The sequence below is a fragment of the Deferrivibrio sp. genome (assembly GCF_055117995.1).
The window spans coordinates 45,429-60,487 of record NZ_JBSQOT010000005.1 but is presented as its reverse complement, the minus strand read 5'-3'; the positions used below and the strand labels follow the sequence as shown (position 1 = coordinate 60,487).

Sequence of the window (15,059 nt, the reverse complement as noted above, 5' to 3'; positions counted from 1 at the left end):
TAGTTCAAACTTCTGTTGATTATTTCTTTTAAAAGTAATAAAGATTTTCAAAAAATAAACAAAGGAAAGAGAATTTATGGGAAAAATGCTTTATATTCAGGACACGCCGCTTTTTGTGGGCACAAGTGGCTACAAATATGACGACTGGAAGGGGACTTTTTACAATGAGAGAGTAACAAATTACGATATGCTCAATGAGTATGCACGACATTTTAATTTTCTTGAGATAACATATACCTTTTATAAAATGCCTATTTTAAAAACTACTGAAAGTATAGCCGAGAGGATTAAGGGGAAAACAAAGGTTTCAATAAGAATTAATAAAATTTTTATGAAAGGTAAATATACGAAAGAAGATTTGACAGAATTTAAAAATGGTATAGCTCCACTTCTTGAGCAAAAAATAGCTGTTAGTTATTTATGCGATTTTAGTACCAAGTTTTCGGCTTCAAAAGCAAATTTTGAGCTTATGCTGAAACTGAAAGAAGATTTTGCTGAGTTGCCGATATTTTTTGAGCTTCCTAATAGGACATGGTACAAGGAAAGGTATCTTGAAGATATGAGGAGCAGTTTTCTTGGTATTGTGGTAGTTGATATGCCACCAGTTAAGGGGCTTGCGCCGTACTACCCCATTACTACCAACAGCAATACATATGTCAGACTTTACGGTAGGAGCAACCTTTGGTTGACCCCGGAAGATAAAGTGTTAAATTATTCATATAAGGAAGATGAGTTAAAGCAACTTTACGAAGATATAAAAAAACTTAGTATAGTGTCAAACAATGTGTTTGTTTCATTTTGCAATCTTGAAAATGGCAGGGCAGCAGTAAATGCTCTGTATTTTGCCGATATGGCAGGGAAAAAAGATGAATAAAATTTACAAAAAATATTCTGCAAAATTTTTTGAATCGGGGCAGCTTTTCAATGAAAAGTTTTTGAATATTTTTCCCGGCGGTGTTTGTCACGATATAAGGTTTTTTGAACCTTTCCCTTTTGTGATAAAGAAATCTAAAGGCCCTTATATATATTCTATTGAAGGTAACAGGTTGATAGATTTATGGATGGGACATTATGCAAATATTCTTGGTCATTGTGATAAAAATCTTTTAAAGCAAGTGGTTCAGGCAGAAAAAAATGGATGGCATACAGGTATTATAAATGAATATCAGTTAAAGTTGGCAGAATCAGTTAAATCAGCAATCCCTGAAGTTGAAAAACTAAGGTTTTGTACTTCAGGGACAGAGGCCACAATGTACGCCACAAGACTTGCAAGGGCATACACTGAGAAGAATATCGTTGTTAAAATTAAAGGTGGCTGGCACGGTGGTAATTCTGACCTTGCATATCAGGTAAAGCCTCCATTTGAAAACAGATGTGATGAAACTGTTGCAATCCCCTTTAATAACATTGATGAGTCAAGTAAAATTTTGAATGCAATAAAACAGAAAGTTGCATGTATTATAATTGAGCCTGTGTTGGGTGCTGGCGGTGGTGTTGCTGCGGATGAAAAATATCTTAAATTCTTAAGAAAATTTTGCGACGAAAATGGCAGTGTTTTGATTTTTGATGAGACTATTACAGGGTTTAGATTCAGGTACGGTAGTATTTCTGAGGTGTTTGGTGTGTCGCCCGATATGATTACAATGGGTAAAATCATTGGTGGCGGTTTTCCGATTGGGTGTTACGGTGGTAAAAAAGAGATAATGGAGTTGATATTAACCAAAAAGGTTATTACCGGTGGCGGTACATTTTCTGCAACTGTGCCTGCTATGGTTGCAGGGGTAACAACACTAAAGCAGCTAAAATATCTTAATTATGATGAACTGAATAAGTCGGGTGAAAATCTTATAGGTGCGGTATCGGAAATTGTCAAAAACCTTAAAATAAATGCCCTTGTCAAGGGCTACAGGTCACTTTTTTCTATCTCATTTTTTGAAAAAGGATTTAGCCTCAACGATTTTTCTGTTGGTAATATTTTGAGTAATGAGTCTTCTCGACTTGATAATCTTTTTAAGGTAATTTTAATCAATAATGGCATATACACAATGCATGGTGGTGGCGCCTTGTCGTTTTCTCATATTGAAAGAAAACTCGAAAAGAAAATTGCCGATATATATTTGAAATCTCTAAAAGAATATAAAAAGTTTGCCTAATGAAATTTACAAGAAAAAAAGCTACGGCACTAAAATATGACCCTGAAAAAAATAAAGCTCCGGTGGTTACTGCCAAAGGTCAGGGGTATGTGGCTGAAGAGATACTAAAGCGTGCCCGTGAGCACGGAATTGAGATAAAAGAAGACCCAAATCTTGTAGAAGCACTGTCCAAAATAGAAATTTATACTGAGATACCGGAAGAGCTTTACAAGGCAGTAGCTTTGATATTGTCCGAAGTTTATAAAATCAACGAAAAATTTAGAAGAAAAGTTTGATTCTTGTTTAACGTGTTTTTTTTAATCTTTATCCTACTAAATTTATATGTTTACTTTTTAAAATTTGCTCATATATTTTATCAACATAACAAATACAAATGATTGAGGTTAAATATGGATTTGAATAGCATGTTGGCAAATTTTAAACAAGAAAGGCTTAAAGAGATTCCAGATGAAATCAAATTAATAATGAAAAAAGCGACTGATGATTTGGTGGCATCCAAAATAGAGGAAAAATTGCCAAAAGTTGGGAGTAAAGCCATAGATTTCACGCTGAAGAATCATTTGGGGAAAGAATTCAAATTGTCAGAAGCTGTAAAAAACAGATTTGTTATTTTGACTTTCTATAGAGGTGGCTGGTGTCCATATTGCAATCTGCAGCTTAATTATCTTAATAGCAGACTTGATGAATTTAATTCTGTAAATGCTGACCTTGTGGCCGTATCCCCCGAGTTACCAGATTTTGCTGACAAAACCATTGACAGACATGGATTAAAGTTTCAGGTATTATCTGATGTAGGGAATAAAGTTGCAAAGAAGTATAATCTTGTGTTCAAACTTCCTGATGAATTGGTTGCTCTATACTTAAAACTTGGGCATAATTTAAGTGCATATAATGGAAATGAAAATGCTGAAATACCAGTGCCTGCAACTTTTGTAATAAACAGCGATATGAGAATTAGTTACAGTTTTGGTAAGGCTGACTATACAGTTAGGGCTGAGCCTGATGAAATAATTGAAGCTATAAAAAGGGAGACAGTGTAATTATTTTGACTTTGAAAGATATTTTTTTGATGTTTATTTACTTTAAATATGCTAAAATTATTTTGCTATGCGGACAGTTAAAATTGAAGTCAGTCTAAAACAGATTTTTTTGCTGGTGTTCCTTTTCTTGTTATTTGTTGTTGTCAATAAATTAAAAGATATAGTAACCACTTTTGCCATATCAATACTGCTTGCTTATTTATTTGACCCGTTAATTGATTATTTGGAAAAAAAGAGGATGGGGCGTACTTTTGCAATTGTAGCTGTGTTTTTAATATTTTCATTAATTCTTGCTATGGTTGTTATATTTGTATTGCCTATTTTGTATTCTGAGCTTCTGACAATAATTAATAATTTTCCGAAATATTTTCAGATTTTTGCAACAAAGATTGAAACCTACGCTAAAAATATAAGCCCTGAATTTGATATAAATATGCTTAAAGATTTTGTTTTAGGAAAGTTTGATGTACTGTCAAAGTTTTTATTCTCCTTTACAAAGAATTTTACGTCCTCGGTTTATACGTTTGTTCAGTCTTTTTTTAATTTTATGATTATACCAATACTGGTTTTTTATTTTCTAAAAGATTTTGACGTTATAAAGGATAAGTTCTTTGATATATTTAATAAAAATTTTCGAAACCTTAACGTAGAAAACTCATTTTATGAGTTTAATGATATAATAAGCAGATATTTCAGAGGACAATTGCTTGTATCTGTTTTTCTTGGAGTAAGCTATTCAATTGTATTGATGATTGTAGGGGTTGATGGAGGGCTCTTGATAGGGATTGTTTCCGGTGTTCTTAGTTTTATCCCATATTTGGGGTTTCTGGTTGGTTTTGTTTCCTCAATTACAATGTCATATTTGCAATTTGGTGATTTTTTGCATCCTTTGTATATATTGATAGGATTTACCGTGGTTCAGTTTATTGAAAGCAATATAGTTACACCGAGACTTGTTGGTAAATCTTTGGGGCTGCACCCTACTGCTGTTATTTTTTCATTAATGGTAGGTGGGTATTTGTTAGGACTAGGTGGAATGATATTTTCATTGCCGGTTGCTGCTTTCATTAAAGTTTATTTGAAAAGAAAATTGCTAAATTAATACTTGCCTATCTATATTTCTATAAATATAAAAATATACTTGACATTTTCCAAATCTTGAGTATTTTTGTCAGAAAAATGAAAGTGGTTTAGTATGAAGGAAAGGAATAAATTTCTTACTCTGCTTGGTATCTTTGTTTACGTGTTTTTGGTGGATTTTGATACTCCAAAAGTGTCAGGTGCAATATTGGAAGGATTTTTTATGCTTCAGGAATACATCAGGGAGCATACTCTTACATGCCTTATTCCGGCGCTGTTTATTGCCGGAGCTATGAGTGTTACTGTTTCTCAAGCGTCGGTGATTAAATATTTTGGTGCAGGTGCCAAGAAGATTATTTCATACAGTGTAGCTTCTGTTTCAGGTACTATTCTTGCTGTTTGTTCCTGCACAATATTGCCACTTTTTGCAGGTATCTATTCAAGGGGTGCAGGTCTTGGGCCAGCAATGGCGTTTGTATATTCAGGGCCAGCGATAAATATTTTGGCTATTGTTTTAACGGCACGAGTTTTAGGATATCAGATGGGGCTGGCAAGGGCAATAGGTGCAATACTTTTTTCAGTAGTTATCGGACTGTTGATGGCTTTTATATTTAAAAAGGATGAAGCAGAAAGACAGGTGGCAAATGCCCCAAAAACAAATTTTGCAAAGCAGAAAGGTTCACCTGTTAAGACAGTTTTGTTTTTTGTTTCAATGATTGGTGTTCTTCTTTTTGCTACCTGGGCAAAACCTACCAGTGAAGAGACACTATTTGCAGCGATTTACCATAGCAAATGGTATCTTACTGCCTTTTCTCTTATTCTTGTTGCTATCTTTTCATTTGTCTCTATGGATAAAGATAAAAGGTTAGCCTGGTTTGAAGAGACATGGGTATATGCAAAACAGATTATTCCATTGCTTTTTGTTGGTGTGCTTGTGGCAGGATTTTTCCTTGGAAGACCAGGTCATGAAGGTATTATCCCTGGAAAATATATCGAATCATTGGTTGGGGGCAATTCCTTTTTTGCAAACTTTTTTGCTTCCATAGTAGGTGCTTTTATGTACTTTTCCACGCTGACAGAAATTCCTATTTTGCAAGGGCTAATTGGGGCAGGAATGGGTAAAGGTCCGGCTCTTGCGCTTCTTCTTTCAGGTCCAGCATTGAGCCTGCCAAATATGTTGGTTATAAGGAGCGTTATAGGCACTAAGAAAACTATTGTTTATGTTATATTGGTGATTATTATGTCAACAATAGCAGGTATAGTTTTTGGTAAATTCATAGGATAATATTATGGGTAATAAAATCAAAAAGATAAATGGGCATAGCTACGACCATCATATTCATAACCATGAGCATGGTCACGAATGTAACGGCCATCATCACCATAACCATATTGATGTTAGTGAGGTTTCCGGCAAAAAACTTTTCTGGGTTATTTTGCTAAATTTTGGTATTACTTTTGCAGAGATTATTGGTGGGATAATTTCCGGAAGTTTATCATTAATATCCGATGCATTACATAATTTTAGTGATGCAATTGCGGTAATTATTAGTTATATTGCTCTAAAATTGGGCCAGAAAGAAAATTCTTTAAAACATACATTTGGACTTAAAAGGGCTGAAATTTTGGCTGCCCTTTTAAATTCAGCCGTACTTGTGGGTATATCTGTATTCCTTTTTTTCGAAGCTTTTAAGAAATTTTATTATCCGGAACCTATTTTGGGCTCTACAATGCTTACTATTGCCATAATCGGTCTTGTAGGTAATTTACTCAGTATATATTTTCTTGAGGCTGGAAGTCATGAAAATATGAATATTAAATCTGCTTATTTGCATATGCTTTCGGATGCTATATCTTCTGTGGCGGTTATACTGGGCGCACTTGGTATAATTTTCTTTAAAATTTACTGGATTGACCCGGTACTGACAATAATAATCGGTGTGTATGTACTAATTGAAAGTTTTAAAATATTGAAAAAATCTGTACATATTTTATTGGAAGGTACACCCGTGGATATATCAATTGAAGAGATTAAGAATATTGTCGAGCAGATAGATGGACTTAAAAATGTGCATCACATTCATATCTGGTCTGTGGGAGAAAAAGATATATTTTTTGAAGCGCATGCCGAGCTTGAGGACATGATGCTTAGCGATGCGGGAAAAATACGAAAAAAGGTTGAGGAAAAATTGTTAGAATATGGTATAAATCATGTTACTTTGCAGTTGGAAGTTGATGAGTGTGTAGAAAAGGGTATACTTTGTGGTTAATGTTTTTTTAAATTTAACTTATTTTTTTAGATATATTTTTATGATTCCACAAAAATAAAAATGAGAGGTGTAGAATGAGAATAAAAGTTTTAGGAACAGGCTGCAGAAATTGTGAAATTTTATACAACACAACATTAGCAGCCGTTGAACAATTAGGTCTGGAAGATGCTTCTGTTGAGTATGTTAAAGAGATGTCTGAGATAACTAAATATGTTATGTTTACTCCAGGCCTTGTGGTAGATGATGTTGTTGTGCACGAAGGGAAACCTTTGCCAAACATTGAGCAGGTAAAAGAGATTTTAAATCAGTATATGGGTTAACCCCCTTTTTTTGGGTAGTGTCAGAGTTACTGACGGTAAAAAGATTTGTCCAGACTGTTTTGAGTATTAAACAATTAAAGGGGTCTAAATAAAATGTAGACCCCTAAATGACTTATTGTAAGGTTAATTTTCAATATAGCTTTTTAATTGTATTGTAACATTTTTGGCTGAGGGCAATCCTTCATCTGGTAAGAAGTGAGAGATCAAACTTACGCTATCCCCTAATGTGATAAGATATGGCTCCTTGTAGCCATTTTTATAGGTATTTCCATATCCGATATTTGCAAGGAGAGCGTTGCAAAGACATTTTCTTCCAACAGTTTCTTCAATTTTTCCACCTTTCTTTAAATATTCATTTATTGGTTCAGCAGGGCATCTGTAACCTATATTTCCATTTTCATCCTTGTAAAGCTCTGCCAGATATCTTAAGTTGCAGACTCTCGGCCTATTGTCGTAGATATCCTGTTCGGATAACGTCCCTTTGATGCTGGCAACTTTAAAAGGGAAACCAGTTGGTGAGGCCATAGGGTCTGTGAAAATATTAATCGTATTGTTTTTTATTTTATTTACTATTTCCAGTTTGATACTTTCTTCAAAGCCTGATTCACTGGTAAGTGCAAATATAGTTCCTACCTGTATTCCAGATGCGCCAGCTTCATCTATCGTTTTACTAATAATTTCAGGAGTAACAAAACTGCCCGCGAGGAAAAAAGGTATGTCTAATTCCTTGATTTTATCAAGATTTACAATGTCTTTGTCGCCATAAACCGGGGAGCCGTTATCGTGAAACACCCCTTTTACTCTTGGGGGAGCATTATGCCCTCCGGCGGAATAATTTTCAATTATAAGTCCGTCAATTTTGCCATTCGATTTTTTCATGAGTGTTGTGGCAAGTGTATTTGAAGATACAATAGGAAAGAAGTAAGGGCGTTTTAGGTTTAATTGCTTGCCCATAAACTTTTTAGGGCTGAAATGCATTTTATATGATTCTCCGCTTTGAGCTCCGGAAACATAAAGGTTTAGCTCTGCATCATGACCAGCTGAAAGCTTATCTAAAATCCCGGGAATTTCTCTTGGGATACCGGCTCCCATTATTACATAATCAACTCCAGCCAGCATTGCACCATAAAGGGAGTAAAGGGTAGGCATCTGAACTTTTTCCAGCAGATTAATTCCGACAGGATTGCTATGCCCTTCTTTGGCAAGGTACACTTCTACAAAGTTTGCGGCAATTGTTAGAGCAATAAGTTCATCTCTAATATCAACCGAAAAGAAAGGAAGTTGCGGATAACCTTTATTGTTGTTTTTTTCTCCATAATAATTGTCCAATATTTTCTCTGAAATATTCTTTAAAGGAAATTTGAGAAGGGCTCTTTTTGTATCTTCATCTTTATGAAAAAGTCTTCTGACCATCAATGTATCAAGAGCTGTAGATGAAACAACACCTAAACCGCCTGAAATGGAAACTGCTCTTGCCAGTTTCCAGTTTGAAACACCAATCCCCATTCCACCTTGTATAATCTTTGGATGATTCATTTTTTCCACCCCTAATTTATGATTATTTAAATATTATAGCTTCAATGAAATTCTCACAAGAAGAAAAGGTGAATTATTAATCAGATTCAGCAAATCCTCATAAAATGTAAAGATATTTTATGTGCTTTGTAAAGTTTGTTTACAAAGATAAGAGATAGTTGTTTATGTTATTAAAGCTAATATCAGCACTTACAAGAAATAAAAAATACAGAAAAAATGGCATACTAATTGCTCAATACGTGCTGACTACTCTTTGTAAGGAGGAATATGTATGCATATCAAAAGAAGAGATTTTATTAAGGCAACGGCAGCTGCGGGTGCCGTTTTAGCTGTCGGCTGTGGTGCAAAAACTAATGCACTTAAACCAGCTGAAGCTAAAAAGATGGGTGATGTTGGAGAAAAGCCGGGTAAATGGGTATCCACAACATGCCAGGGCTGTACTACTTGGGATCCAATCCAAGTCTTTGTTCAGGATGGAAGGGCTGTAAAGGTCAGAGGTAATCCTCACAGTAAAAGCAATCTGGGAACATGCTGCCCAAGAGCACATATTGGTTTACAGCAGCTATATGACCCTGACAGGGTTGTAACACCAATGAAAAGAACTAATCCCCAGAAAGGTAGAGGGATTGACCCTAAGTTTGTTCCGATTAGCTGGGATGAAGCTTTAAATACTATTGCGGATAAAATGATGGAGCTTAGAAAAAATGGTGAAGCTCATAAATACATGCTCAATAGAGGAAGATATACCTACATGAGAGATGTAATTTATGATGCTATGACCAAAATCTATGGCTCTCCTAATAATATTTCTCATAGTGCTCTTTGTGCAGAAGCAGAAAAATCAGGTGCATTTTTTACTCAAGGGTATTGGGATTACAGAGATTATGACACTGCAAATACTGACTATTTACTTTTATGGGGGCTTGATCCTCTTGTTTCAAACAGACAAGTTGCATTAATGATTAAGCGTTTTCATGAAGTTCTTGACAGAGGAATTGTGACAGTTGTTGATCCTAAAATGGGACCTGCTGCAGCAAAGGCGCATAACTGGCTGCCAATTCTTCCAGGAACTGACGGAGCTCTTGCCGCAGCACTGGCTCATGTGTTGTTGACTGAAGGATTATGGAGCAAAGAGTTTGTTGGAGATTTCAAAGATGGTAAAAACAGATTTGTAAAAAATCAGGCAGTTGATGAATCTACCTTTGAAGAAAAGCATACTTACGGTCTTGTAAAATGGTGGAATATTGAGCTTAAAGATAAAACACCTGAGTGGGCTGAAAAAGAATGTGGTATCCCTGCAGCACAAATTTATAAGACTGCAAGAGAAATGGCAGCAAAAGCCCCAAAGGTATGTGTGTGGATGGGACCTGGTGCTGCTATGCAGATTAGAGGTACATATTCTGCTATGGCAGTTCATGCATTAAATGGCCTTCTTGGTTCGGTAGATGTGGAAGGTGGTGTGCTGCAAAAAATGAAACAAGTGGCCAATCATATGCCTGATCTTAAACCTTACCAGGATGAGATAGCAAAGAAAAAATTTAAAAAGATTGACCAGAGAGGTTATCTTGAGTTTCCTGCATTAAATAAAGGGAAGCCAGGTAGCGCGGTTGTTACAAACAATGTTGCTACTGCAATGTTGAAAAAAGATCCATATGATATAAAAATGTGTATAGGCTATATGAACAATTTTGCTTTTTCAGGTACAGAAGGGCAAAGATGGGAAAAGGCATTTTCCAATCCTGAACTGTTTTTTGTACATCTGACTACGCATGCTTCAGAAATGACAATGTTTGCTGATATAGTGCTGCCTTGTGCAATTACAACATTTGAAAAATGGGGATATTTAAAGACAATTGGTAATGCAAATGCCCAAGTTTGTCTTGTTCAGCCAGTAGTAGAGCCAATTTTTGATGTAAAGATAGATGAGACTGAGATCCCATACTTGATAGCTAAGAAGCTTGCTGAGAGAGGATTTCCAAATCTTTTAAACTACTACAACAATGAGTTTAAAGATCCAGAGACTGGAAAATCTCCAACAAATGAGAAAGAATTTGCTCTTTACGCAGTAAAATATTACACAGCTCCATTGTGGGACGGAAAAAAGGAACTTTATGGGGACAAGATAAACGGCTGGAAAGAGTTTACTGAAAAAGGCGTATGGAATACAGGGCCTTATAAATATAAGAGTCATTGGGGTAAATTCAAAACTGAAACGCACAAATTTGAATTTTATAGCAAGACTCTTGAGAAAGCTTTAACAGAGCATGCAAAAAAACATAATGTAGATGTAGACAAAGTAATGGAAGTTACCAAATATGAAGCTCGAGGGGAACTTGCATTTGTACCTCACTATGAAAGGCCTTTAAGGTACGGAAGTAAAGAAGAGTACCCATTTATGTTCTTTGATCACAAATCAAGGCTTAATAGAGAAGGGCGTTCTCAAAATACCCCATGGTATCAGGAGTTCAGGAAGTGTGATATGGCTGATGTCCCATGGGATGATGCTTTGAGAATCAATCCTGAAGATGCAAAGAAATTAGGTATTAAAGATGGAGATACTATAAGGGTAACTTCTGTAACAGGGAGTTTTGTGACAAAGGCAAACCTTTACCCAGGAATCAGACCAGGAACAGTTACAAAAATGTATGGGCAGGGTCACTGGGCATATGGAAAGGTTGCCACAGGTAAATTCGGTGTTGCTCCTACAAAAGGGTTTAATAACAATGAGCTCATGCCGGCTGAGTATGATCGTATCTCCGGCTCTACCGCTAGAAATGGTGGTTTTGTTGGCGTAAAAATTGAGAAACTATAAGGGGGTAAAATATGCCTAAATATGCAATGGTGATAGACTTAAAAAAATGTGTTGGATGTGGGGCATGTGGAATTGCCTGTAAGACAGAAAATAACACACAGGAAAGAAAAAATGGTCAAAGCTATAACTGGGCTGACTTTTATATCAAAATGGAGGGGAACTTTCCAAATGTAAAATATACCCCATATCCTGTATTGTGTAATCACTGTTCAAAAGCAGCTTGTGTTGAGGCTTGTCCTGTGACTCCAAAAGCAATGTTCAAAACAAAAAATAATGTAACAATGCATAATGATGAACGTTGTATAGGTTGTCGCTCTTGCCAGGATGCTTGTCCATACAGTGTGTGGGATCTTGATGAAGAAAAAGATGCTCAATATAGTGTAATTAGTTTTAATGTAGAAGGGGAAAAAGTTTTTGCAAATTATGCTGATACTACGAAGGTAGTTGCTGGTGCAGCCAGTGGCGCAGAAATTGCCAAAAGAACTGCAACTCCACCATACAAAACTGATTACAAACACCCCGACTACGAAGCTGTAAGAAAACCTGGTGTTGTTGAAAAATGTATATTCTGCGATCATAGAACTCAAAATGGTGAGCTACCTTATTGTGTGGTATCATGTCCATCTGGAGCAAGAGTATTTGGAGATTTGCAGGACAGCAATAGTGAAGTATCAAAGCTTCTTAAGAAACATAAGGCTTACAGGCTTAAAGAGGAAGCAGGTACTGAACCTAATGTTTATTACATAAACAACTTTAAAATTTAATAAAAAAGTTATATATTATTTCTCCGGCGGCTTGCTGCCGGAGAAATTTTGATATTAAGGAGAGATAATGAAAGATATTGATTGCCTGACGGAAGCGTCACATTTATTGTCTGTTTTGTTTTATGAGCCTTCAGAAGTCTTTGCTGATGGCAACGAAGAATTTTTTAATGAATATGAAAATATTGTAAAAACATATTGCCCTGAATTTAACGAGTTTTTTAAGAGGTTACGCAATTCGTTTTATGACGAAACATTTGAAAATTTGAGAGTCGATCATGCAGCTTTGTTTTTTGGACCATTCAAAAAGTTGGCATATCCCTATGGTTCTGTATATTTGGAAAGTGAACGATTGATAAATGGGGTTACAACCAGGGAGGTTGAAAAAATATATCTAAAAGCTGGAGTAGAGGTATCTGAAGATCAGAAAACAGTTCCTGACCATATTGCTATTGAGCTTGAGTTCATCCATTTTATGCTTGTAAAAATTCAAACTGAGGCAGATGTTCAGGAGAATAAAGAGCTGCTTGATACATTTGTAAACAATTACTTTACGCCATTTGCAGATAAATTAGCTCAAGATATAATCGAAAAAGCTGAAACTGAGTTCTATAAAACAGTTGGAGAAATGTTAAAGCTTTTTGTTGAGAGAATAAAATGAAAAAAATGCTGTTTGAAGTAGATGGTATGGGGATAAAGGGTGGATTTTTATGAATGGGGTGTCCCGATGCCATAGTGCAGCATCTTGCCGGGTTGCAGGGTGTCAAAAATATAGACTTTGACATTAAATCCCGTATGTTTAGTATGGAAGCAGAAGATGACTTCGGTAAAGAAATTTTGAAGAGGGCACTTATTGATGTCTCCTTGCAGGAAAAAAGAGAATTTACTTTGAGCAGGTATGAAGAAATTTAGCTACATACTAATATTTAGTTTGTTTATAGTTACATTTTCATTTGCTGAAACCATAAAGTTTGGTGTTTCCTCAGTTATTTCTGCAGGAAATACCGTTTATTTGTATGAGAGACTTAACGAGTATATTTCAAAAAAACTTGGGCAAAATGTTGAGTTTGTAAGCAAAAAAAATTATTCAGAAATGAATGAGTTGATTGAGAATGCGGAGGTTGACATCGCAAGTGTGTGCTCTGGGGCAATCGCATTTTTGAAGGATGATTCATACGTGCTTTTGGCAATTCCTGTGGTAAACGGTAAGTCAAAATATCAGTCCTATTTTATTGTTAAAAAAGATTTTGAATATAAAGACTTAAAATCATTAAAAGGTAAGACGATTGCCTTTACAGATAAGCTTTCATTTAGTGGCACTTTGTATCCTTTATACTTTTTTAAAAATAACGATATTGATATAGAAAAGTATTTTTCAAATATTTATTTTACAGGTAATCACGATAAATCAATATATTTGGTAAGTAAAGGTGTGGTGGATATTGCACCGGTGGATAGTCTTATTTATGAACATGAAAAAATAGTCTCTCCTGAAGTTATTAATAATACAAAAGTGATATTTAAATCCCCTGATTTTCCTATCCCTCCTATTATTGCTTCAAAAAAAATAAATGTAAGATTATTAAATAGGATAAAAAGTATTTTGATTAATATGGACAAAGATGAAAAGGGAAGAAAGATTTTAAGGCAGTTAAATATTGACAGATTTGAAGATGGCCTTGGTTACGATTATTCAGATGTGATAAAGATTAGCCGTGAAGTCGAAAATTATAAAATTATTAATACCAAATAGCTTTAGAACGAGGGTAATTCTTCTTACCATCTTTGCGTCTTTTTTTACTTTATTAGTTACAATAACGCTATCTTATAGTTACAGCAAAAGGTTTTTAACCGAAACGGTAAATAATTCCATAAAGCAAAACGTATCCATATTAAATATAAAGCTTGGTGAAGCAATTATTTATAAAGATATCTACACAATGTTTACAATTGTGGAGTCTATTCAAAAATCATCTGATTACTTAAAAAATGTTTATCTATTTGATAAAGATATGAATTATATTACAGATGCTCTTGCTGTTAAACAATATCCTGAAAAAGCTGATAAAGCTAATTTTATAAAATTTCCTATAACAATTGGCGACAATCAAGGTGTCGTGGGATATATTATTTATGAGATAAATCCTGACTATATTGTTGAAGTGGCAATAAAAGATAGTTTAAAGATTGGTGTTACAGAAATATTTACGTTTATTTTTCTTCTTATTGTTGTAGTATTTTTTACAAATTTACTTATAACACCTATGCAAGCGTTAAATGAGTATGTCCAAAAGATGGATTTATCTAATCTGACTGAAGATATTAAATTGCCCTGGTATTCATCGAGAGAGGTTAGAGATATTGCAAAAAATTTGACCGATATTTCAAAAAGACTTGCTGATGCAATTGATAAAAATATGGAGCAGGAAAAGAAGATTATGGCAAATGCTAAGATGGCTTCAATCGGTATGATGTCATCAGGGCTTGCCCATGAGTTGAAAAATCCGGCTATGACAGTGCTATTACTCGCCCAAACTCTTGCAAAAGAGCTGGATGAAAGATATTCAAAAGATACCGAATATCTTATTCGTGAAACTAATAAGATTGTCAAAATTGTTAATGATTTTTTAGAAATTGCAAAGCCAATAAGTATTAAAAAGAGTGATGTAAAAGTAAGCGAAATACAAAAGGTCTTGGAAGACTATATTTATATTAACTTCTCTGATAAACTTGAGTTAATATTTATTAACAACATAAAAAGTGACACTATATTTACTGATGGGGAAAAGGTAATAGAAATACTTATCAATCTTATAAATAACAGTTTTGAAGCTGCAGCTACAAGGGTAGAGATTGTTTTTGAAGACCAAGGCAGCTATGTTTTAGTCGGTTTTCGTGATAATGGATTTGGGATAGATGAAGAGAATATTGATAAAATATTTTTACCGTTTTATACTACAAAGAAGACAGGGACAGGGCTTGGACTCTTTTATATTGAGTCCATAATAAATGCCCTAAATGGGCAGATAAATGTTTCTTCTGATGAATATGGGACTACCTTTATAATCAGGCTTACAAAGGAGTAGT

At 34.8% G+C, this 15,059-nt stretch carries 15 protein-coding genes; 14 read left to right on the top strand and 1 reads right to left on the bottom strand.

From position 1 onward, the window contains the following. Positions 1-76 precede the first annotated feature (76 nt). The 8 genes from ACTCAF_RS02860 (at position 77) to ACTCAF_RS02825 (ending at position 6,863) form a co-directional block, all read left to right on the top strand. Positions 77-874: a DUF72 domain-containing protein gene (locus tag ACTCAF_RS02860; RefSeq protein ID WP_463061792.1), complete on the top strand. Its 798-nt coding sequence runs from the start codon at positions 77-79 to the stop codon at positions 872-874. Then, positions 867-2,153, top strand: a complete 1,287-nt coding sequence (locus tag ACTCAF_RS02855; RefSeq protein ID WP_463061791.1) for an aspartate aminotransferase family protein — start codon at positions 867-869, stop codon at positions 2,151-2,153. The genes ACTCAF_RS02860 and ACTCAF_RS02855 overlap by 8 nt, the downstream gene beginning before the upstream one ends. Further along, entirely contained in the window at positions 2,153-2,428 is a 276-nt protein-coding gene (locus ACTCAF_RS02850) for an EscU/YscU/HrcU family type III secretion system export apparatus switch protein (RefSeq protein WP_242819100.1), read from the top strand. The genes ACTCAF_RS02855 and ACTCAF_RS02850 overlap by 1 nt, the downstream gene beginning before the upstream one ends. Before the next feature lie 114 nt (positions 2,429-2,542). Next, complete coding sequence (locus ACTCAF_RS02845; RefSeq protein ID WP_242819101.1) at positions 2,543-3,193, top strand: peroxiredoxin-like family protein; 651 nt, start codon at positions 2,543-2,545, stop codon at positions 3,191-3,193. Positions 3,194-3,260: 67 nt separating this feature from the next. Then, positions 3,261-4,295 carry an AI-2E family transporter gene (locus ACTCAF_RS02840; protein WP_463061790.1) on the top strand — a complete coding sequence of 345 codons (1,035 nt, stop codon included), beginning with the start codon at positions 3,261-3,263 and terminating at the stop codon, positions 4,293-4,295. Positions 4,296-4,388: 93 nt separating this feature from the next. Further along, complete coding sequence (locus ACTCAF_RS02835) at positions 4,389-5,558, top strand: permease (RefSeq protein WP_463061789.1); 1,170 nt, start codon at positions 4,389-4,391, stop codon at positions 5,556-5,558. Between the two features lie 4 nt (positions 5,559-5,562). Further along, positions 5,563-6,543: a cation diffusion facilitator family transporter gene (locus tag ACTCAF_RS02830; protein WP_463061788.1), complete on the top strand. Its 981-nt coding sequence runs from the start codon at positions 5,563-5,565 to the stop codon at positions 6,541-6,543. Positions 6,544-6,617: 74 nt separating this feature from the next. Beyond that, positions 6,618-6,863 (top strand): thioredoxin family protein, encoded by a 246-nt coding sequence (locus tag ACTCAF_RS02825; protein WP_463061787.1) that lies wholly within the window; start codon positions 6,618-6,620, stop codon positions 6,861-6,863. Positions 6,864-6,986: 123 nt separating this feature from the next. Here ACTCAF_RS02825 and ACTCAF_RS02820 read toward each other — a convergent pair whose 3' ends face one another. Continuing rightward, positions 6,987-8,399 carry a nitronate monooxygenase gene (locus ACTCAF_RS02820; protein WP_463061786.1) on the bottom strand — a complete coding sequence of 471 codons (1,413 nt, stop codon included), beginning with the start codon at positions 8,397-8,399 and terminating at the stop codon, positions 6,987-6,989. Between the two features lie 271 nt (positions 8,400-8,670). Between ACTCAF_RS02820 and ACTCAF_RS02815 the strand changes: the two genes are divergently transcribed. The 6 genes from ACTCAF_RS02815 (at position 8,671) to ACTCAF_RS02790 (ending at position 15,058) form a co-directional block, all read left to right on the top strand. Next, a complete protein-coding gene (locus ACTCAF_RS02815) occupies positions 8,671-11,211 on the top strand; it encodes a molybdopterin-dependent oxidoreductase (RefSeq protein WP_463061785.1) in 2,541 nt (846 codons plus the stop codon). 11 nt (positions 11,212-11,222) lie between these two features. Further along, the gene (locus tag ACTCAF_RS02810; RefSeq protein WP_463061784.1) at positions 11,223-11,975 is read left to right on the top strand and encodes a 4Fe-4S dicluster domain-containing protein; all 753 of its coding nucleotides are present in this window, start codon (positions 11,223-11,225) and stop codon (positions 11,973-11,975) included. A 67-nt stretch (positions 11,976-12,042) separates the two neighbouring features. Then, a complete protein-coding gene (locus ACTCAF_RS02805) occupies positions 12,043-12,633 on the top strand; it encodes a TorD/DmsD family molecular chaperone (protein ID WP_463061783.1) in 591 nt (196 codons plus the stop codon). Between the two features lie 53 nt (positions 12,634-12,686). Then, positions 12,687-12,884: a hypothetical protein gene (locus ACTCAF_RS02800; RefSeq protein WP_242819115.1), complete on the top strand. Its 198-nt coding sequence runs from the start codon at positions 12,687-12,689 to the stop codon at positions 12,882-12,884. After that, on the top strand, positions 12,871-13,725 hold the full coding sequence (locus ACTCAF_RS02795; RefSeq protein ID WP_463061782.1) for a substrate-binding domain-containing protein: 855 nt from the start codon (positions 12,871-12,873) through the stop codon (positions 13,723-13,725). Before ACTCAF_RS02800 ends, ACTCAF_RS02795 begins: the two co-directional genes overlap by 14 nt. Then, positions 13,688-15,058, top strand: coding sequence for an ATP-binding protein (locus ACTCAF_RS02790; protein ID WP_463061781.1), 1,371 nt, complete (start codon positions 13,688-13,690; stop codon positions 15,056-15,058). The genes ACTCAF_RS02795 and ACTCAF_RS02790 overlap by 38 nt, the downstream gene beginning before the upstream one ends. Position 15,059: the final 1 nt, after the last annotated feature.

Bases quoted from the DNA above. Each gene is read 5' to 3' on its own strand.
- ACTCAF_RS02805 (WP_463061783.1), top strand. From the start codon at position 12,043: ATGAAAGATATTGATTGCCTGACGGAAGCGTCACATTTATTGTCTGTT.
- ACTCAF_RS02830 (WP_463061788.1), top strand. From the start codon at position 5,563: ATGGGTAATAAAATCAAAAAGATAAATGGGCATAGCTACGACCATCAT.
- ACTCAF_RS02795 (WP_463061782.1), top strand. From the start codon at position 12,871: ATGAAGAAATTTAGCTACATACTAATATTTAGTTTGTTTATAGTTACA.
- ACTCAF_RS02815 (WP_463061785.1), top strand. From the start codon at position 8,671: ATGCATATCAAAAGAAGAGATTTTATTAAGGCAACGGCAGCTGCGGGT.
- ACTCAF_RS02835 (WP_463061789.1), top strand. From the start codon at position 4,389: ATGAAGGAAAGGAATAAATTTCTTACTCTGCTTGGTATCTTTGTTTAC.
- ACTCAF_RS02860 (WP_463061792.1), top strand. From the start codon at position 77: ATGGGAAAAATGCTTTATATTCAGGACACGCCGCTTTTTGTGGGCACA.
- ACTCAF_RS02820 (WP_463061786.1), bottom strand. From the start codon at position 8,399: ATGAATCATCCAAAGATTATACAAGGTGGAATGGGGATTGGTGTTTCA.
- ACTCAF_RS02800 (WP_242819115.1), top strand. From the start codon at position 12,687: ATGGGGTGTCCCGATGCCATAGTGCAGCATCTTGCCGGGTTGCAGGGT.
- ACTCAF_RS02855 (WP_463061791.1), top strand. From the start codon at position 867: ATGAATAAAATTTACAAAAAATATTCTGCAAAATTTTTTGAATCGGGG.
- ACTCAF_RS02845 (WP_242819101.1), top strand. From the start codon at position 2,543: ATGGATTTGAATAGCATGTTGGCAAATTTTAAACAAGAAAGGCTTAAA.
- ACTCAF_RS02840 (WP_463061790.1), top strand. From the start codon at position 3,261: ATGCGGACAGTTAAAATTGAAGTCAGTCTAAAACAGATTTTTTTGCTG.
- ACTCAF_RS02850 (WP_242819100.1), top strand. From the start codon at position 2,153: ATGAAATTTACAAGAAAAAAAGCTACGGCACTAAAATATGACCCTGAA.
- ACTCAF_RS02825 (WP_463061787.1), top strand. From the start codon at position 6,618: ATGAGAATAAAAGTTTTAGGAACAGGCTGCAGAAATTGTGAAATTTTA.
- ACTCAF_RS02810 (WP_463061784.1), top strand. From the start codon at position 11,223: ATGCCTAAATATGCAATGGTGATAGACTTAAAAAAATGTGTTGGATGT.